Source organism: Mycobacterium sp. NGS49 (assembly GCF_059812565.1).
Genome location: NZ_JCALCX010000001.1, coordinates 64,799 through 81,527, shown reverse-complemented (window position 1 = coordinate 81,527; position 16,729 = coordinate 64,799). Strand labels below are relative to the sequence as shown.

Below are 16,729 nucleotides of genomic sequence, written 5' to 3'. Positions count from 1 at the left end.
GCGATCGACGCGATCTGTCAGAAGGAGCCCGATGACCGCACACCACGATCACAGCGTCGCCGGCACCGCCCTCGAAGAACAGAGCTTCCGTGCTGACTGCTCGCCGCAGAACTGGGAAGCGCTGGGCGTCTGGTTGCGCGGTCGCGGGATGGTGCTCGACGCCGTGGAGCCCCGCCAGTTCGCCAACGGCCTGGCTAATCTGAACTACCTGATCTCGGTCGACGGCCGGCTTGTGGTCGTGCGTCGGCCACCGGGCGGACAGCTGGCCGAGGGTGCCAGTGACATGGCCCGCGAATTTCGGGTACTGAGCCGACTGCACGCGCACTACCGCCGCGCGCCGCAGGCAATCGCCTTCTGCGAGGACGCCTCGGTACTCGGAAGCCCCTTTCAGCTGATCGAATACCGGCCGGGCGCGGTGGTGTCCGACACGATCCCCGAGCAACTCGCCAACATCCCCAGCGGTCGGCTGGCTGACGAATTCGTGACCGCCCTGGCCGATCTGCACGCGATCGACCTCGATGCGCATCCTGAGCTCGGAGAGCTCGGACGGCCCCATGGATTCATCACACGACAGATTGCCGGCTGGAATCGGCGGGCGCACAATGCGTTCGACGGATCCCCGCCGGCGACGGTCGAGCACATCGTGTCCTGGCTGGGCACCGCTGCGCCCGAGCCGTCGATCAAACCCAGGGTGCTGCACAATGATTTCAAGTTCGACAACGTGATCTTCGATGCATCGGGATCGGCTGCGGCGGTGATTGATTGGGACATGTCGACGCTGGGCGATCCACTCTTCGATCTCGGTGTCACGCTGTCCTACTGGGCGCAGGCCGACGATCCGGACGTCATTCGCGACCTCGGGTTGGCTCCGTCGCTGCAGCCGGGTTTCCCGGACCGAAAAGCGCTCGCGGCGAAGTACTTCGCCGCCGCAGGCCGCGAGGCGGTGCCGGTCGGTTTCTATCTGGCGCTGGGCCGGCTCCGGCTGGCGATCGCCTGGCAGCAGTTGTTCGTGCTGCATCAACGTGGGGCGCTCGTCGGTCCGAAGTACGCTGCGTTTCACCGCATTGCGACGTCCGTCTTGACGGTGACAGCCGATTCCCTTTCGACAGAACACATCTGATCGTCCGCCCACTACCCACGAGGATGGCTTTCGTGATCGACTTCTCCGTACCTCCGGAATTGACGGCACTCGGCGAACGGGTCCGCAGATTCGTCATCGACGCGATCCTTCCCTACGAGCGCGATCCGCGGCTCACCCAGCACGGCCCCAACGACGAGTTGCGGCAGGAGCTGGTCGAATTGGCTCGTGAGGAAGGACTGCTGACCCCGCAGGCCTCCCCGCGATTCGGCGGCAAAGGTATCTCGCACATCGAGCAGTCGGTGATCTACGAGGCGGCCGGATGGTCCACGCTCGGGCCCGTCGCGATGAACTGCGCCGCGCCCGACGAGGGGAACATGTTCCTGCTCGACAAGCTGACGACCGACGAGCAGGCCGAAGTGTTCCTGAAACCCGTTCTCGACGGCACCGTCCGGTCAGTCTTCGCAATGACCGAGCCCGGCGGCGCGGGCTCGGATCCGTCGCAACTGCTCACCGAGGCGCGACGCGACGGCGACTCGTATGTCATCAGCGGCCGCAAGTGGCTGATCACCGGCGCCAACGGTGCGGGCACCTGGATCGTCATGGCCAACGTGGTTGACGACGGCGGAGGCCGCAGTGGACCGACGTTGTTCCTGGCCAAGGGCGATGACGAGGGCATCGTCATCGAGCGGGTGATGAACTCCATGGACCGCAACTACGTCGAAGGACACGGCGTGGTCGTCTTCGACGACCTGCGGGTGCCCGCGGCGAACGTGCTCGGCGAAGTCGGCGAAGCAATGCGCTACGCGCAGATGCGCTTAGCCCCGGCGCGTCTCACCCACGCCATGCGCTGGTTGGGCGCCGCCGCACGTGCCCAGCACATCGCCCTGGAGCATGCGAAGACCCGAACGGCGTTCGGCGGACCGATCATCGACCACCAGGGCGTCGGATTCATGCTGGCGGACAACGAAATCGCGCTCACCCAGTGCCGCTTGGCGATCTGGTACACGGCCTGGGTTCTCGACCAGGGGCACAAGGGGCGACACGAGAGTTCGATCAGCAAGGCCTTCGTGTCCGAGGAGCTGTTCAAGGTTGTCGACCGCTGCATACAGGTCATGGGTGGAATCGGTGTCACCGACGAAACGCCGATCGAGATGATCTTCCGGGACATCCGCGGATTCCGGCTCTACGACGGGCCCACCGAGGTCCACAAGTACGCGATCATCCGGCGAATGAACCATGTCGGCTCGGCGGCGGCGCGCGTGCCCGGATCGGACACCGTCTGACTCGGGCAGTGGCCCTGGCCCACTCCACGTGCTGCAATCAGGGTCATGACTCAACACGAACCCCTGAACATGCCGCTCGAAGAGGCGATGCGTACTCAACGTGCCATCCGTCGCCTCAAGAGCGATCCGATCGACGATTCCCTCATACTGCACATTCTCGAACTGGCGATGAAGGCGCCGACCGGCTCGAACGCGCAGAACTGGGAGTTCATCGTCGTCAAGGACCGGGAGGTGGTTGCGAAGCTGGGCCGCTTGAACCGCACCGCCCTGAACGTGTTCGGTCCCATCTACCGGCGCACCCTGGCGAAGCGAATGGACGACAAGATGCTTCGCATCGAGAAGGCTGTGCGATGGCAGGCTGACCACTTCGACGACATCCCCGTCGTCGTGGTGGCATGCCTCAAGGGGGTCATTGCGCCTTACCCGATAGTGGCTGCCAGTAGCGCCTGGGGCTCGATTTACCCCGCCGTGCAAAACCTCCTGCTGGCGGCGCGTGCGGCCGGGCTGGGCGCGGCCCTGATCACCATGCCGCTGTGGAGCACGTTCGCAGCGAAGCGCGTGCTGGGCCTGCCGCGCAACGTCACGCCCTGCGCGGTCATCCCGATGGGTTGGCCGATGGGCAAATACGGCCCGACCACGCGTGGGCCTGTCGGGGACTTCGTGTCGCTCGACCGATACGGCAATCGCGCGTTTCGCTGAGTTCTCTGATTGCACTGCGCCGGCGCCGGGCGCGGTGCGTCCCTCGATGTCCCCAACAGTCCACTGAAAGCACTGCGGCGGCTGGTATTTGAACGATCGAGTACTGGCGCACCTACCGCGTGCCTGGATCTGAGCCGCCCGCTGACGGCGACGGCAAACGGGTCTAGCATCCTGTTGCGTGCGACGAGTATTGGCGCTGACCGCGGTGGCGGCGACGGTGCTCGCCGGCTGCGGGGGCAAAGCGGCAGTATCCGACAAGCGCCCAGCGTCGCAGGCCGTGGTCATCGTCTCCGGTGGAGCTGCCACGAGCCCGTTCACCGGCCCCGACCAGGCCTGCGCCACCGGACTGGCCGCCGGCAACACCGACACCGCGATCCGCGAATACCTGCTCAAGCAGGGCTACACCGTCTATACCTCGCCGGCGATGGCCGGCCGCGGGCAAGTGGTCGACCAAACCGGCTTCGGCCCCTTCGGCGTCTGCCCCGTCACACTGCCGGAGAACATGACCGTCAACTCCACCGGAAGTATCGACACCGCCGGTGAGCACCTCGCCCGGTTTCTCAACTACCTACACACCGACAAGGCCGTCACCGACGTCGACCTGGTCACCCATTCCATGGGCGGGCTGTACGCACGTGCCGCGATCCGAGTTCTTGCGACCACCAACTCGGCCGTGTACATCCGGTCGCTGACCACGATCGGCACACCATGGCAAGGGTCGTACCTGTCCGACTATGCCAACGGCATCCTTCCGCTGACCGACTGCCTCGGTGACACGTTCTGCGAGAACGCGATGAAGGGATTCAAGGAAGAGGTGCTGCCGTGAGGTCAACCAGACCTTCCTGATGGGCGAGAACGGCTGGAACGACTTTCAGTCCGGTGTGCTGGACAAGGTCCCCGTCGTGCTCATCGGCGGCAAGAAGTTCAGCAAGCCCGGCCAGGTCAACCCCGCGGTGTGGCCCAACGACGGGCTGGTGGCGTTACAGAGCGCGCTGGCCAAGGACATCGGCGACCCGGTGCTGCCACACCGGCGCTGCTACACCTTCGACGACACCCACAGCATCTACGTGTCCGACGCCGCCGGCCTGGACTGGAACAGCGCGCTCACCTGGGACCCGCAAGTGCTCGACGTCCTGCACAAGGCGATCGAGGACGCCCCCAAGGCACTCGGCGGGGCCAACCGCGAAGGCTGTCCCGCCACCTAGTGCTGAGCCGGATCGTCAAGCGGATCGAGTGCCACACCCAGTTCGGCGGCTGCGGCGCCGTCAGCTGCGATTGCGTTTCAGCCACATCCGACGCGGCGGAGTCGCCTTGACCTCGCGGATCTGCGGAAAGCGGGCCTGCACGCTGCGCGTCACGACATCGCCGAGGGTGCGCCCACTCAGCGGGCAGCCCAGGCATGCCCCGGTCAGCTCCACGGTGAGCACACCGTCATGCACCGAGTGCACCTTGATCGAGCCGCCGTGTGAAGCGGCGACCGGCGCCACGTCACGCGCCAGGATCTCGTCGATGCCGGCCCGCAGCTCGTCCTCGGTCAGGCCGCTGTGGTCGGCCTCCCGGCGCAGCGTCTCGAACAGCGCAGACCGCACGCGGGGACCATCGACCTCCCAGGATCGGTTGCTTCCCAACCACGTTCGCACCTCACCGGCACCCACTTCGGCACGTTCCAACACCCCTTCGTCGATCAGCGCGGACACCTGGGGCCCAATGCCGGACAGTTGCTGTGTCCCGGTCAACCACCGTATGAGGCGGGGGTCGTCGGTGGCCTGCGGGTGCAGCAACGGAACCGACACCGTCGTCAACCCGTCAGCCACATCACGAGGTGGCGCGCTGCGAACGCCGCCATCCAGGCGAGCACGAACATGTAACCCCAGGCCACCAGCGGCCAGCGCCACGAGTTGGTCTCGCGGCGCAGAGTGGCGATGGTGGACATGCATTGCAGGGCGTAGGCGAAGAACACCAGCAGAGCGATGATCGTGGGCGCGGTGAAGACCAGCTCACCCTGGTGCGGGCCGGAGGTGAACACCGCGGAGTGAGTGGCTGCGACCAGGTCGCCGGATTCGCCGGTGGCGAAGATCTGGCCCAGGGTGGCCACGAACACCTCGCGCGCGGCCATCGCGCCGATCAGGCCGATGCAGACGCGCCAGTCGAAACCCAGTGGCGCGAACAGCGGTTCGAGAACCTTGCCCAGGCCGGCGGCGAAGGAGTGATTGACGACGTAGGCGGTGGCTGCGGCCTGATCCATGCCGGCGGTCTGCGCGCTGCGCGCGGGCAGGTTGAGCAGGAACCACAACACGACCGAAGTGCCCAGGATGATGGTTCCGGCCTTGCGCAGGAACACCTTCGCCGAGTCCCAGACCGTCATCAGCACCGACTTGGCCGACGGGAAGCGGTACGGCGGCATCTCCATGTAGAAGGGCAGCAGGTCACCGCCCAGCACCACCGACTTGAACAGCCAGGCCGTGAACATGGCCGTGACGCCGCCCAGCAGATACATGGCGAACATCACCGCGCCCTGCATGGACACCGGCCCCCACCGCGCCTGCGGGCTGACTAGCATCCCGATCAGCAGGATGTACACCGGCAGCCGCGCCGAGCAGGTCATCAACGGCGCCGCCATGCAGGTGGCGATCCGGTCTCGCGACGACGGAATTGTGCGGGTCGCCATGATCGCGGGCACCGCGCAGGCCAGCGAGGACAGCATCGCCACGAAGGCTCGTCCGTCTAGCCCGGTGGTAGCCATGATGCGGTCCACCAGGAAAGCGGCGCGCGTCATGTAGCCGATGTTCTCCAGCAGCGAGATCAGCACGAACATCAGCACGATCTGCGGGATGAAGACCAGCACGGCGCCCACGCCGCCGATGACCCCGTGACCGATCAGGCCGGCCGCCGCGCCATTGGCAACGTTGTCGTCCACCAGGTTGCCGAGCCGGCTGAAGAACTTCTCGATCGCGTCCTGCAGCGGCGCCGCGACGGTGAAGATGATCTGGAAGAACCCGAACATCACCGCAATGAAGGCCAGCGTCCCCCATACGGGGTGCAACAGGACGCGGTCGATTCGGGTGCTGCGATGGTCGGGTTCGGGCGCCCGGTAGCGGCCGGAATTCAGTATCGAAGCGATCCAGCTGCGGTACTCGGCGTCGTCGGACGGTGGTGGGATGGCCACGCGGGGCCAGGTCGCGGGCGAGGCCAACAGTGCCCGCAGCGGTTCGAATCCCTTGCCGCGGCTGCCGATGACTCCCACCACCGGCACCCCGAGCGCCGCGGCGAAGCGCTCGGTGTCGAGCCGTCCGCCGCGCGCTGCCAGCTCGTCGCCCATGGAGAGGACCACCATGGTCGGCCTGCCCAGCGCGAGTACCTGCGCCACCAGGGACAGGGACCGCTCGAGCACGGTCACATCGACCACCACGGCGAGCGCGTCCGGCGCCGGGATATCGGGCAACTCCCCGCGCAGCAGGTCGGCGACCACCTGCTCGTCGGGGCTGACCGGGTGCAGGCTGTAGCACCCCGGAAGGTCCTCGACGAGGAACGTCTTCGTCTCGTCTCCGCACCGGAAGCGGCCCGTTCCCACCCGGCGGGCCACGGTGACGCCGGGATAGTTGCCGGTGCGCGCCCGCATCCCGGTGAGGTGGTTGAACACGGTGGTCTTGCCGGCGTTGGGGCTGCCGATCAGGGCCGTTCGGGGCAGGCCCACCGGGGCGGAGACGGCGCCACCGTCGCCGTGGCAGGACGCAGTCATGACGGTTCGGCGATCTCGATGTGAGCCGCTTCGGTTCGCCTCAGGCAGGTGTCATAGCCGAGGAGCCGGTACACCGAGGGATCGCCCATGGGGGCGGTGCGCAATTTGGTGACGCGGACACCGGGCCGAAACCCCAAGTGGCGCAGCCGGATCGCCACATCGGCCGGAATGGCGGAATCGAACGCGACGATATCGGCGCCCCGACCGGGAGCCAGATCGGCCAGAGTGGATCGGCCATCGTGACCGGGCCTGGTCGCCGCCGCCGATCGGTCCAATCGGCTGTTGGGCATCTTCGTTCCTTCAGATTGCCGCCATCCGCGCGCACGCGCGGGCTCAGACCAGACTATCCGCAGTTGGGCGGCCCCTGCCCCCGATGCTTCCGGCGTCGGTGACGCACAGCCGGGCGCGCCCTTTTTGGACGTGTTTGACCGGGTATGGCACGCTCAACGATGTGAGCGACCTATCTGGTTCTCAGAGCGACAGCGCGGCACGCCAGAAAGCGGGGCCACCGGTACGGCCCTTGTCGTCGGACCAGCAGCCGGCGACCAAGGCCGACCTGTATGCCGCGGTGGATGCCATGCGCGCCGACATGCGTGAACTGCTCGAGCAGATCAGCACCCTGATCAAGGACGCGACGCAGAAGTAGGGTCGAACGGGTGAAGCCGTTTCGCATCGACGTTGCCGACGACGTTCTCGACGATCTGCGCGCGCGGTTGACGCGCACCCGGTGGCCGGAAGCCGAATGCGTGGACGACTGGAGCCAGGGCATACCGCTGCGCTACACCCAGGACCTCGCCGCGTACTGGGCCAACGGTTACGACTGGCGGGCGCGCGAGGGGGCGTTGAACCGCTTCGACCAATTCGTCGACCAGTTCGACGGCCTGGATATCCACTTCATCCACCAGCGCTCGCCGCACGACGATGCCTTCCCGCTACTGATCACCCACGGCTGGCCTGGTTCGATCGTCGAGTTTCACAAAGTGATCGAACCGTTGGCCGACCCGACCGCCCACGGCGGCCGCGCCGAGGACGCCTTCCATGTGGTGTGCCCGTCGCTGCCGGGCTACGGGTTCTCCGGGAAACCGGGCCGCACCGGGTGGGGGGTGGAGAAGATCGCGCTGGTGTGGGATGAGCTGATGGCGCGCCTGGGCTACAACCGCTATGGCGCCCAGGGTGGTGACTGGGGCTCGGCCGTCACCAGCCAGATCGGCCGCAACGGCGGTCCGGGGGGCGCTAACTGCGCGGCGATCCACCTGAACATGCCGCTGGGCATGCCCACCGCGGAGACGATGGCCAATCCGACGGCGGAGGAGCAGGCGGCGCTGGCCGCGCTGGCCGAACACCGCAAGAACGGCACCGGATATTCCAAGCAGCAGTCGACGCGGCCGCAGACGGTGGGCTACGGGCTGGTCGATTCGCCGGTGGGTCAAATGGCCTGGATCGTCGAGAAGTTCGGGGCCTGGATGGACTGCGACGGACACCCCGAGAACGTGCTCACTCGAGATGAGTTGCTGGACAACGTGATGATGTACTGGGTAACCGCAACCGCGGCGTCCTCAGCGCGTCTGTACTGGGAGAGCTTCAAGAAGTGGGGTGATACCACCCGCGTCGAATTGCCCACCGGGATAGCGTCTTTCCCGAAGGAGATCCTGCGCGCGCCGCGTCGCTGGTGTGAGCCGAACTTCAACATCACCCACTGGACGACCATGCCCCGCGGCGGGCACTTCGCCGCCTTCGAGCAACCGGAGTTGTTCGTCGCCGATGTGCGCAAGTTTTTCGCGACCGTGCGCTGAGTGCGTCGCCGTTTCCGCCGGGTGCCTTGGTTGCCGAGTGTGAATCGGACGACGCGACACGCCGGGCGGGTGTCGGGGATTTCACTCTCGGCGCAAGAGGGTGCCGGAGCAAGCGGGTGTCAGACCACCCGCCAACCGCGGCGTGCGCGAAACCTCATGTCCCACAGGTAAATGTGATAGCCGAGCAGCCAGGCCCGGTGCGGGATCAGCCGGTCGGCGACCCGCAGCGCCGAGAGCAGCAACTCGAACCGGGCCTGTTGGGACTCCGACCAGTCCAGCCGCATCATCGCCCGAAACTCCGGCCCCAGGAAGCCCGTCGTCGCAAACAGATTGAACGGTCCGGCCAGTGCCCGCAGCGGCCAGGGCAGGAACGCCATCGACGCCACCCCCCGCAAGTGCTCGCGCACCGGCGGGTCGATCCGCAGTTCGTCCAGGGACCGCTTCCAGTACTCGTCGAAAGCAAACCGGTCCGACGGCCACAGCTGCTCGGGCACCTGCAACGTCGTACCCAGCCGCTTGGCGTCCTGGTAGACGGCGTCCGCCGCCGCGTCGTCGAGCGGTCCGTGCAGGAACTCGTGTTGCTCGACGTAGTAGCGGTACAGGCAGGCGGCCACCCACAGCTGCAACGCGGGGTCGAAAGCGTGATACGGCACCGGGCTCGACGGGGTCGACCGGACCTGACGGTGCACGCTGTCGACGGCTTTGCGGATCACGGCGCGGTCGGAGTCCGTGCCGATGGTGGCCGCCGCCAGGTAGGTGCCCGTGGTCCGGGCCCGCTTGAACGGGTGCTTGTAGACGTTGCCGCTGTCCACCGGGCTTTCCAGCACGCCGTAACCGACGCCCGGCCGCGACAGCTGCATGATCACATTCGCGGCCGGCAACAACACAGCCGCGGGGTTCAACAGGTCGGCGACCCTGCTGACCGGCCGCTTCATTGCGGATCCTGCCTCATGTCATCGAGTACACCACGCCCGGGTGGTCGGGCGAGTGTGATCGAGTTCACCGCGGACGGAGATTAGGCAGGCTAAAAACGGGCATGTTGGACACATGTCGATCGAACCGCCGTCGGGCCACGCCGATAAGTCGGCGGGCAAGTTGCCGAATCCGTTCCGAATCGGGCGCTCGCAGGTCGCGTACAACTCCATCCCGGAGATGTGGTGGATGCTTGCCGCGCAGTTCGTCACCCTCGTCACGCTGCTCATCGTCGTAGTGGTGATCTAGCGCCGGTGTGAGACGCTGCCGGGGTGTTCGTGACGCCGCAGCCCCGACTGCTCGGCGTCCTCGCCGGGTATCTGGCCGACCTCACGCTGGCCGACCCGAAGCGCGGCCATCCCGTCGCGCTGTTCGGGACGGCGGCAGCAACGATCGAACGGGTCGCCTACCGCGACAGCAGGGCCGCGGGTGCGGCGCACGCCGGCCTGCTCGTCGGCCTGGTCTTGCTGCTCGGCGCGGCCCTGCACCGTCGGGCCGGAGAAGTCGCGGCCACCGCGGCGGCGACCTGGGTGTCGCTGGGCGGGACATCGCTGGCCCGCATCGGCAGTCGCATGGTCGGGTTGCTGGACGGCGGTGACATCGACGGTGCACGACGATTGCTGCCGGAATTGTGCGGACGCGATCCGGCCGCGCTCGACGAGGCAGGTCTGACGCGCGCGGCGCTGGAATCGGTGGCGGAGAACACCTCCGATGCGCACGTGGCACCCCTGTTGTGGGCCGCAGTCGGCGGGGCGCCCGCGGTGCTGGGGTACCGCGCGATCAACACGCTCGATGCCATGGTCGGCTACCGATCGCCGCGTTATCTCCGATTCGGTTGGGCCGCAGCACGATTGGATGATCTGGCGAACTACGTCGGCGCGCGGGTGACGGCCGGGCTGGTGGTGGCCTGCGCGCCATTGATCGGTGGATCGCCCGCCGGCGCGGTGCGGGCATGGCGGCGCGACGCCGGCCGGCATCCCAGCCCCAACGCCGGCGTCGTGGAGGCCGCGTTCGCGGGCGCGCTGGGTGTGCGACTCGGCGGCCCCACTCAGTACCGCCACGAGTTGCAGATCCGAGCGACGCTGGGCGACGGCCGGCCACCCACGGTGGCCGATCTGCGGCGCGCGGTAACGCTGTCGCGGGTGGTGCAGGCGGGTGCGGTTGCGGCGGTGGCTCTGGCCCGCGCGGCCATGGGTCGACGGCGTCAGGGCTAACGGCGGCGGCCATAGCGGTCGGCGAGCTTGTCCGCCACCGTCACCGCCGGCGGCTTCTCGTCGGTGGAGGGCGGCGCCTGCTGCTTGTCGCGGCGCCGGGCGCGAAGCTCGGAGTAGACGAAATAGCCCAGCGCTATCGGTGCCAGCACGCCGAACAACACCCACTGGATGCCGTAGGAGAGATATGGTCCCGCGTCCAGGTGCGGTACTCCGATGACGCCGAGTCCACCTGGCTGGTTCTCCACCAACTGCAGATAGGACCCGGCCAGCGGCACCCCGGTCAACGCCGCGACCTGTTCGGTGCTCACCGAATACACCTGCTGGTAGCCATCTCTGGTGAACGGTTCCTTGCCCTGCACCACCGGCTCGGAGTCGCGCAGGCGCGCGGTGACGGTCACCGTCTGGGTGGGCGCGGGCGGGATCGGCGGAACGTGGGAACCCTGCTCGGGCCGCACGTAGCCCCGGTCGACCAGCACGGTGGGCCCGTCGTCGACGACGAACGGCATCAGCACCTCGAAGGCCTGATCACCGTCCACCACGCGCAGCCGGGCCAACACTCGCACCTCCGGCAGGTAGTGGCCGGTGGCGGTGACCTGGCGCCACTGCGCTCCCGCGGCCGATGAATCCTGATGCGGGAGAAGCGTTTTCAGTGCTACTGGCGGCGTGTTCAGGGAATCGGTGATCTGCTGGTTCTCTCGCGAGGTCTTGGTGTTCTTGCCCAACTGCCACGGCGCCAGCACCGTGAAGCACAGGTAGGTGAACGCGACGCACACCAGGATCAGCGCCACCCAGCCCGGTCGCAGCAGGAAAGCCAAGCGCCGGGTCATCAGCCGGACCCGTTCTGGGCGAGTCTCTGGTCGACCCACTCGTGCAGACCCGGCAGCGCCGCCTCGATGACGACGAAAGCGGTCTCGAAGTCGCTGTGGTCGCCGTAATACGGGTCTTCGACGTCTGGGGTGTGCGCGCCCGAACGGGGGTCGAACGAACGCAGCATGCGCAGGCGGCTGTCCTCGACCCCCAGTTCCCGTAGCAGCCGCTGATGGTTGCGCCCCAGGGCGATCACAAGATCCGCCGACAAGTGGTCGCCATCTACCTGGGCCGCGCGGTGCCCGGTGGGGTAGCCATGGTCGCGCAGTACCCGTCTGGCCCGCACGTCGGCCCCTTCGCCGGCGTGCCAGTTGCCGGTGCCGGCACTGGTGACGCGCACGACATCGCCGAGACCGCGTTCGGAAATCTGGTGAGCGAACATCTTCTCGGCCATCGGCGACCGGCAGATGTTGCCCGAGCAGACAAACGTCACATGCAGCCGTGGATCAGACACCTAATGCCCTCCGCAGCTCGTCGATCGTCTCGACGTGGGTCACCCCGGTCAATGTGATCGGTTCGGCGAAGTCGCCCCGCCCGTAGCCCCAGCCGACCACTACCGTGTCGATGCCGTGTGCGGCCGCTCCATGGACGTCGTGACTGCGGTCGCCGACCATGAGCACGCGCTCGGGTAGCGGCTCCAGTTGTGTCAGCGCGTGCGCCAACACCTCGGTCTTGGACTTGCGGGTGCCGTCCGGGCAGGCACCGGCGATCACCTCGAAATACTGGTCGAGGTCGAAGTGGGCGAGGATGCGCCGGGCCGTGGGTTCCAGCTTGGAGGTCGCCACCGCCAAACGAACGCGGGCGGCCTGCAGATCGGCCAGCAGCGGCGCGATGCCGTCGAAAAGGCTGTTCATCGCCCAGCCCCGGCTGCCGTACTCGGCCCGGAACGCGGCGAATGCCTCGTCGGCGCGCCCGTCCAGCTCCATGGCGTGAAAGGTCTCGTCCATCGGCGGGCCCACAATCCGGGCGGCCAGATCCCCCTCAGGGATCGCCGCACCGATGTGGGTGAGGGCATGCCGGAAGCTGGCCACGATGCCGACCGCCGAATCGGTCAAGGTGCCGTCGAGGTCGAAGATCACCAGCTGCGGTCCCTCGGCCGCCTTGGAACTCGTCACGGTCATATTGTCGTCGATCGTTCCGCAAGCGGACTTGCGGCATGTGATTGGGCCAAACGCCGGACAGCCGGGGCCGGGTTGGCCTTAGCTTGACTGCAGTCGCCCGGGCAAAGCAGGGAGGGACGGCCGGTGACGCTTCTGGCCATACAACCGCAGTCGATGCAGGCCGCTGCCCTGGACGTGTCGGGGATCGGCTCGGCGATCGGCCAGGCCAACGCCGCCGCGGCCGGGCCTACCACCGACCTGGTGGCGGCCGCCGCCGACGAAGTGTCGACCGCGGCCGCGAGGTTGTTCAGCGGCTATGCACAAGAGTGTGAAGCCCTGCTGCTGCGGGCAGTGGCCTTCCACGAACAGTTCGCGCGGTCACTGGCCTCGGCGGCGGCCACCTACCAGCAGGCCGAAACCGCCGGCGCGGCAGCGCTGTCTGCGACCGCGGGCCCCGCCGTGGCACTGGTCATGGGGGGCACGGGTGACCCGCTGCCGCCGCAGAGCTACCTGGACGCCGTCACCACGCTGTTCATCGGGCGCACCCAGCCGACCGCCGTCCCCCAGGCGCTGTTCACACCCGAACAGTTGTATCCGGTGACCGGCGTCCGAAGCCTGCTGCTGGACACCTCGGTGCGCCAAGGGGTCGGCATCCTCGAGGCCGGCATCAGAGAGCAACTCGCCGCCGGCAACCACGTCACGGTGTTCGGCTACTCCCAGAGCGCGGTGGTCGCCTCACTGGTAATGCGCGATCTCGCCGCCCTGGGCACGGGCGCCCCCAGCCCAGCCGACCTGGACTTCGTGCTGATCGGCAATCTGATGAATCCCAACGGCGGTATCTTCCAGCGTTTCGCGGGGTTGACCCTGCCCGCGCTGGGCCTGAACTTCTACGGGGCCACCCCCGACAACGTCTATCCCACGACGATATACACCCGCGAATACGACGGGTTCGCCGACTTTCCCCAGTACCCGCTGAATTTCGTCTCGGTCCTCAACGCCTTCGCCGGTGTCGGGACGGTGCATTTCGGCTACGCGCAACTCACTCCGGAGCAGGTGGACGCCTCGATCACGTTGCCGACCGAGGGGCCGACGATGACCACCTACAAGATCATTCCGACGCCGAACCTGCCCCTGCTGGACCCGGTGCGCGCTATTCCCGTCGTAGGAAAGCCGTTGGCCGCCCTGGTGCAACCCGATTTGCGGGTAATCGTCAACCTGGGCTACGGGCACCCCGCGTACGGGTACTCCACCGGCCCGGCGAACGTGCCGACGCCGTTCGGGCTCTTCCCGCCGGTCAGCCCGGAGACTGTCGTCAACGCACTGGCGGCGGGCACCCAGCAGGGCGTGCAGGACTTCCTCACCGAACTACCGGGAGCGACGTCGCCGCAGCCGTTGCTGCTGGGCGCAGCACCGCAACCGCACCCCCTGGGCTCGATCATTCCGCCCGCGCCGCCCAAGGTCCCGCCGACGCCGATCAACATCGCCAACGTGGTGGCATCGATCGCGTCGACGAATTACGGGCTGCTGCTTCCGGCCGCCGATATCGCCACGTCGGTCCTGGTAAGCCTGCCCGCGTACGACCTCAGCCTGATCGTCGGAGCACTGGCACAGGGCAACGTGATCAACGCGATCGGTGATCCGATTGCGGCCAACATCGCTCTGCTGTCGATGGCGGCCCTGCTCGGCGGCCTCACCGCGGGGGAAGCCGTCTTGATCAACATCCAAGATATCGAGAGCCTCATCCCGTAGGCGGCCGGGCGAGTGGCCCGCCGGATGTCTGACATAGGCATGCGCGCACTAGTGTTTCTGTGATGGCGGGTCTTGATCCGAGCACACCGAGTCGTGTTGCGCGCGCGCGATATCACGGTGATCAAGACGTCCTGCCGGGGATGCTGGACTTCGCCGTCAACGTCCGTCGCGCACAACCGCCGTCGTGGCTGGTACAGCTGTTGAGCGCGCGACTGCCGGATCTGGCTCACTACCCGAGCGCCGCCGACGTGCACCACGCGCAGGAAACGGTGGCCGCGCGCCACCGCCGGGCCGGCGACGAGGTGTTGGCGCTGGCCGGCGCGGCCGAGGGTTTCGCGTTGCTGAGCAACCTGCGTCCGCGGCTGGCGGCGGTCATTGCGCCTTGCTTCACCGAACCGGAGGCGGCGCTGCACGCGGCCGGGATCCCGCTGCACCACGTCGTCCTGCAGCCCCCGTTCACCCTGCACGCGGCGGATGTGCCCGACGGGGCGGACCTGGTCGTGATCGGCAACCCGACCAACCCGACGTCGGTGCTGCACACGCGTGAGCAGGTGCTCGGACTGCGCCGGCCCGGACGGATCGTCGTGGTAGACGAGGCCTTTGCCGACTCGATTCCCGGCGAGCCGCACTCACTTGCCGGTGACGCGCCGCCCGACGTGCTGGTGCTGCGCAGCTTGACCAAGACGTGGGGGCTGGCCGGGCTGCGCGTGGGCTATGCGCTCGGCGCGCCGAAGCTGTTGGCCCGGCTGACCGCACAGCGTGCGCACTGGCCGGTGGGCACGTTGCAGCTTGCCGCCATCGCCGCCTGCTGTACGCCGCAGGCCGTCGCCGAGGCCGCCGCCGAGGCCGACCGCTCGGTGCAGCTGCGCGCGGCGATGGTGGCCGGTTTGGAGTCGGTGGGACTCGAGGTGGTCGAGGGCCGGGCCCCCTTCGTGCTGTTCCGCGGCGCCGACGGTGCGTCGATCAGGAATCGATTGCGCGACAAAGGGATTGCGGTAAGGCGGTGTGATACGTTCGTCGGCCTGGACGAGCATTACCTGCGGGCGGCGGTGCGTCCGGAGTGGCCGGAGTTGGTCGAGTCGATCGCTTTGGCCGGGAGTCGGCGATGAAAGTGCGGCTGGCCGATGTCATTGAGGTGCTGGACGCGGCATACCCCCCGCGGCTGGCCGAGTCGTGGGATTCGGTGGGTCTGGTGTGCGGCGACCCCGCGGACGAACTGGAATCGGTCACCATCGCGGTCGATGCGACGGCAGCCGTGGTCGACGAGGTACCCGACAACGGGCTACTCCTGGCCCATCACCCGTTGCTGTTGCGTGGGGTCGACACGGTGGCGGCCAGCACGCCCAAGGGTGCGCTGATCCACCGGTTGATTCGCACGGGTCGCTCGCTGTTCACCGCCCACACCAATGCCGACGCGGCGGCGCCGGGGGTTTCCGACGCATTGGCGCATGCTCTCGGCTTGACCGTCGAAGGCGTCCTGGACGCTTCGCCGAGTGTTTCCGATCTGGACAAGTGGGTCATCTACGTGCCGGTGGAGAACGCGGAAGCGGTGCGGGAAGCGGTCTTTTCGGCCGGTGCCGGACATATCGGGGACTATTCGCACTGCAGCTGGACCGTCACCGGCACGGGTCAGTTCCTGCCGCACGAGGGTGCTTCGCCGGCGATCGGCAGTGTCGGCGCGGTGGAGCAGGTCACTGAGGACCGGGTCGAGGTGATCGCCCACGCACGGGCGCGGACCGCCGTCCTGGCAGCGATGCGCGCGGCGCATCCCTACGAAGAGCCTGCGTTCGACATCTTTGCGCTGGTGCCGCCCCCGGCCGGAACCGGGCTGGGCCGTATCGGCACGCTGCCACGGCCCGAGCCGCTGTCCGACTTCGTCTCACGTGTCGCCGCCGCCCTGCCGCAGACGGCCTGGGGCGTCCGGGCGGCCGGTGACCCGGACCTGCCGGTGACCCGGGTGGCGGTGTGCGGCGGCTCCGGGGATGCATTCCTGGGTGCGGTAGCCGCGGCGGACGTGCAGGCTTACGTCACGGCCGATCTGCGGCACCATCCCGCCGACGAGCATCGCCGCGCCTCGGAGGTGGCCCTCGTCGACGTCGCGCACTGGGCCAGTGAGTTCCCGTGGTGCGGGCAAGCGGCCGAGGTGCTGAGGTCCCGATTCGGATCGCTGCCGGTGCGGGTATCCACGCTGCGCACCGACCCGTGGAACCTGAGAACACCGTGCTGAGAAAG

19 protein-coding genes are annotated in these 16,729 nt (G+C 67.7%); 12 read left to right on the top strand and 7 right to left on the bottom strand.

What is annotated here, in order from left to right; translation table 11 throughout:
* Nucleotides 1-31: 31 nt before the first annotated feature.
* From AC5Y7D_RS00370 to AC5Y7D_RS00350, 5 genes are all read left to right on the top strand, one after another.
* Nucleotides 32-1,120 carry a phosphotransferase family protein gene (locus AC5Y7D_RS00370; RefSeq protein ID WP_499920419.1) on the top strand — a complete coding sequence of 363 codons (1,089 nt, stop codon included), beginning with the start codon at nucleotides 32-34 and terminating at the stop codon, nucleotides 1,118-1,120.
* Nucleotides 1,121-1,152: 32 nt separating this feature from the next.
* Nucleotides 1,153-2,364, top strand: coding sequence for an acyl-CoA dehydrogenase family protein (locus AC5Y7D_RS00365; RefSeq protein WP_499920925.1), 1,212 nt, complete (start codon nucleotides 1,153-1,155; stop codon nucleotides 2,362-2,364).
* A gap of 45 nt (nucleotides 2,365-2,409) precedes the next feature.
* On the top strand, nucleotides 2,410-3,063 hold the full coding sequence (locus AC5Y7D_RS00360; protein ID WP_499920416.1) for a nitroreductase family protein: 654 nt from the start codon (nucleotides 2,410-2,412) through the stop codon (nucleotides 3,061-3,063).
* A 178-nt stretch (nucleotides 3,064-3,241) separates the two neighbouring features.
* Nucleotides 3,242-3,889, top strand: coding sequence for an esterase/lipase family protein (locus AC5Y7D_RS00355; RefSeq protein WP_499920414.1), 648 nt, complete (start codon nucleotides 3,242-3,244; stop codon nucleotides 3,887-3,889).
* A gap of 19 nt (nucleotides 3,890-3,908) precedes the next feature.
* A complete protein-coding gene (locus AC5Y7D_RS00350) occupies nucleotides 3,909-4,268 on the top strand; it encodes a hypothetical protein (RefSeq protein ID WP_499920413.1) in 360 nt (119 codons plus the stop codon).
* Between the two features lie 60 nt (nucleotides 4,269-4,328).
* Here AC5Y7D_RS00350 and AC5Y7D_RS00345 read toward each other — a convergent pair whose 3' ends face one another.
* The 3 genes from AC5Y7D_RS00345 to AC5Y7D_RS00335 are packed head-to-tail and all read right to left on the bottom strand — an operon-like array spanning nucleotide 4,329 to nucleotide 7,092.
* Nucleotides 4,329-4,877 carry a NifU family protein gene (locus AC5Y7D_RS00345; protein ID WP_499920411.1) on the bottom strand — a complete coding sequence of 183 codons (549 nt, stop codon included), beginning with the start codon at nucleotides 4,875-4,877 and terminating at the stop codon, nucleotides 4,329-4,331.
* Nucleotides 4,862-6,802, bottom strand: coding sequence for a ferrous iron transporter B (gene feoB, locus AC5Y7D_RS00340; protein WP_499920409.1), 1,941 nt, complete (start codon nucleotides 6,800-6,802; stop codon nucleotides 4,862-4,864). The genes AC5Y7D_RS00345 and feoB overlap by 16 nt, the downstream gene beginning before the upstream one ends.
* Nucleotides 6,799-7,092, bottom strand: coding sequence for a FeoA family protein (locus AC5Y7D_RS00335; RefSeq protein WP_499920407.1), 294 nt, complete (start codon nucleotides 7,090-7,092; stop codon nucleotides 6,799-6,801). Before AC5Y7D_RS00335 ends, feoB begins: the two co-directional genes overlap by 4 nt.
* A gap of 161 nt (nucleotides 7,093-7,253) precedes the next feature.
* Here AC5Y7D_RS00335 and AC5Y7D_RS00330 point away from each other — a divergent pair, with 161 nt between their 5' ends.
* The gene (locus AC5Y7D_RS00330) at nucleotides 7,254-7,448 is read left to right on the top strand and encodes a hypothetical protein (protein WP_499920405.1); all 195 of its coding nucleotides are present in this window, start codon (nucleotides 7,254-7,256) and stop codon (nucleotides 7,446-7,448) included.
* Between the two features lie 10 nt (nucleotides 7,449-7,458).
* Nucleotides 7,459-8,595 (top strand): epoxide hydrolase family protein, encoded by a 1,137-nt coding sequence (locus AC5Y7D_RS00325; protein ID WP_499920403.1) that lies wholly within the window; start codon nucleotides 7,459-7,461, stop codon nucleotides 8,593-8,595.
* A gap of 119 nt (nucleotides 8,596-8,714) precedes the next feature.
* Here the strand turns inward: AC5Y7D_RS00325 and AC5Y7D_RS00320 are convergent, their stop codons facing one another.
* Nucleotides 8,715-9,530 carry an oxygenase MpaB family protein gene (locus AC5Y7D_RS00320; RefSeq protein ID WP_499920400.1) on the bottom strand — a complete coding sequence of 272 codons (816 nt, stop codon included), beginning with the start codon at nucleotides 9,528-9,530 and terminating at the stop codon, nucleotides 8,715-8,717.
* A 112-nt stretch (nucleotides 9,531-9,642) separates the two neighbouring features.
* Between AC5Y7D_RS00320 and AC5Y7D_RS00315 the strand changes: the two genes are divergently transcribed.
* On the top strand, nucleotides 9,643-9,816 hold the full coding sequence (locus AC5Y7D_RS00315) for a hypothetical protein (protein ID WP_499920398.1): 174 nt from the start codon (nucleotides 9,643-9,645) through the stop codon (nucleotides 9,814-9,816).
* A 23-nt stretch (nucleotides 9,817-9,839) separates the two neighbouring features.
* Complete coding sequence (locus tag AC5Y7D_RS00310; RefSeq protein ID WP_499920397.1) at nucleotides 9,840-10,781, top strand: cobalamin biosynthesis protein; 942 nt, start codon at nucleotides 9,840-9,842, stop codon at nucleotides 10,779-10,781.
* Here the strand turns inward: AC5Y7D_RS00310 and AC5Y7D_RS00305 are convergent.
* The 3 genes from AC5Y7D_RS00305 to AC5Y7D_RS00295 are packed head-to-tail and all read right to left on the bottom strand — an operon-like array spanning nucleotide 10,778 to nucleotide 12,727.
* Nucleotides 10,778-11,608 carry an SURF1 family cytochrome oxidase biogenesis protein gene (locus AC5Y7D_RS00305; RefSeq protein ID WP_499920395.1) on the bottom strand — a complete coding sequence of 277 codons (831 nt, stop codon included), beginning with the start codon at nucleotides 11,606-11,608 and terminating at the stop codon, nucleotides 10,778-10,780. The two genes, AC5Y7D_RS00310 and AC5Y7D_RS00305, sit on opposite strands and share 4 nt — an antisense overlap.
* Nucleotides 11,608-12,102, bottom strand: coding sequence for a low molecular weight protein-tyrosine-phosphatase (locus AC5Y7D_RS00300; protein ID WP_499920391.1), 495 nt, complete (start codon nucleotides 12,100-12,102; stop codon nucleotides 11,608-11,610). The genes AC5Y7D_RS00305 and AC5Y7D_RS00300 overlap by 1 nt, the downstream gene beginning before the upstream one ends.
* Entirely contained in the window at nucleotides 12,095-12,727 is a 633-nt protein-coding gene (locus AC5Y7D_RS00295; protein ID WP_499920923.1) for an HAD-IA family hydrolase, read from the bottom strand. Before AC5Y7D_RS00295 ends, AC5Y7D_RS00300 begins: the two co-directional genes overlap by 8 nt.
* A gap of 165 nt (nucleotides 12,728-12,892) precedes the next feature.
* Between AC5Y7D_RS00295 and AC5Y7D_RS00290 the strand changes: the two genes are divergently transcribed.
* The 3 genes from AC5Y7D_RS00290 to AC5Y7D_RS00280 all read left to right on the top strand — a co-directional run bounded on the left by AC5Y7D_RS00290 (nucleotide 12,893) and on the right by AC5Y7D_RS00280 (nucleotide 16,724).
* Nucleotides 12,893-14,497 (top strand): PE family protein, encoded by a 1,605-nt coding sequence (locus AC5Y7D_RS00290; protein WP_499920386.1) that lies wholly within the window; start codon nucleotides 12,893-12,895, stop codon nucleotides 14,495-14,497.
* 62 nt (nucleotides 14,498-14,559) lie between these two features.
* Nucleotides 14,560-15,606 (top strand): Rv2231c family histidinol phosphate aminotransferase CobC, encoded by a 1,047-nt coding sequence (cobC, locus tag AC5Y7D_RS00285; protein WP_499920382.1) that lies wholly within the window; start codon nucleotides 14,560-14,562, stop codon nucleotides 15,604-15,606.
* Entirely contained in the window at nucleotides 15,603-16,724 is a 1,122-nt protein-coding gene (locus AC5Y7D_RS00280) for a Nif3-like dinuclear metal center hexameric protein (protein ID WP_499920380.1), read from the top strand. Before cobC ends, AC5Y7D_RS00280 begins: the two co-directional genes overlap by 4 nt.
* Nucleotides 16,725-16,729: the final 5 nt, after the last annotated feature.

Coding starts and splice junctions, on each gene's coding strand:
- AC5Y7D_RS00370 (WP_499920419.1), top strand. CDS start 32: ATGACCGCACACCACGATCACAGCGTCGCCGGCACCGCCCTCGAAGAA.
- AC5Y7D_RS00360 (WP_499920416.1), top strand. CDS start 2,410: ATGACTCAACACGAACCCCTGAACATGCCGCTCGAAGAGGCGATGCGT.
- AC5Y7D_RS00350 (WP_499920413.1), top strand. CDS start 3,909: ATGGGCGAGAACGGCTGGAACGACTTTCAGTCCGGTGTGCTGGACAAG.
- feoB (WP_499920409.1), bottom strand. CDS start 6,802: ATGACTGCGTCCTGCCACGGCGACGGTGGCGCCGTCTCCGCCCCGGTG.
- AC5Y7D_RS00335 (WP_499920407.1), bottom strand. CDS start 7,092: ATGCCCAACAGCCGATTGGACCGATCGGCGGCGGCGACCAGGCCCGGT.
- AC5Y7D_RS00320 (WP_499920400.1), bottom strand. CDS start 9,530: ATGAAGCGGCCGGTCAGCAGGGTCGCCGACCTGTTGAACCCCGCGGCT.
- AC5Y7D_RS00315 (WP_499920398.1), top strand. CDS start 9,643: ATGTCGATCGAACCGCCGTCGGGCCACGCCGATAAGTCGGCGGGCAAG.
- AC5Y7D_RS00305 (WP_499920395.1), bottom strand. CDS start 11,608: ATGACCCGGCGCTTGGCTTTCCTGCTGCGACCGGGCTGGGTGGCGCTG.
- cobC (WP_499920382.1), top strand. CDS start 14,560: ATGGCGGGTCTTGATCCGAGCACACCGAGTCGTGTTGCGCGCGCGCGA.
- AC5Y7D_RS00280 (WP_499920380.1), top strand. CDS start 15,603: ATGAAAGTGCGGCTGGCCGATGTCATTGAGGTGCTGGACGCGGCATAC.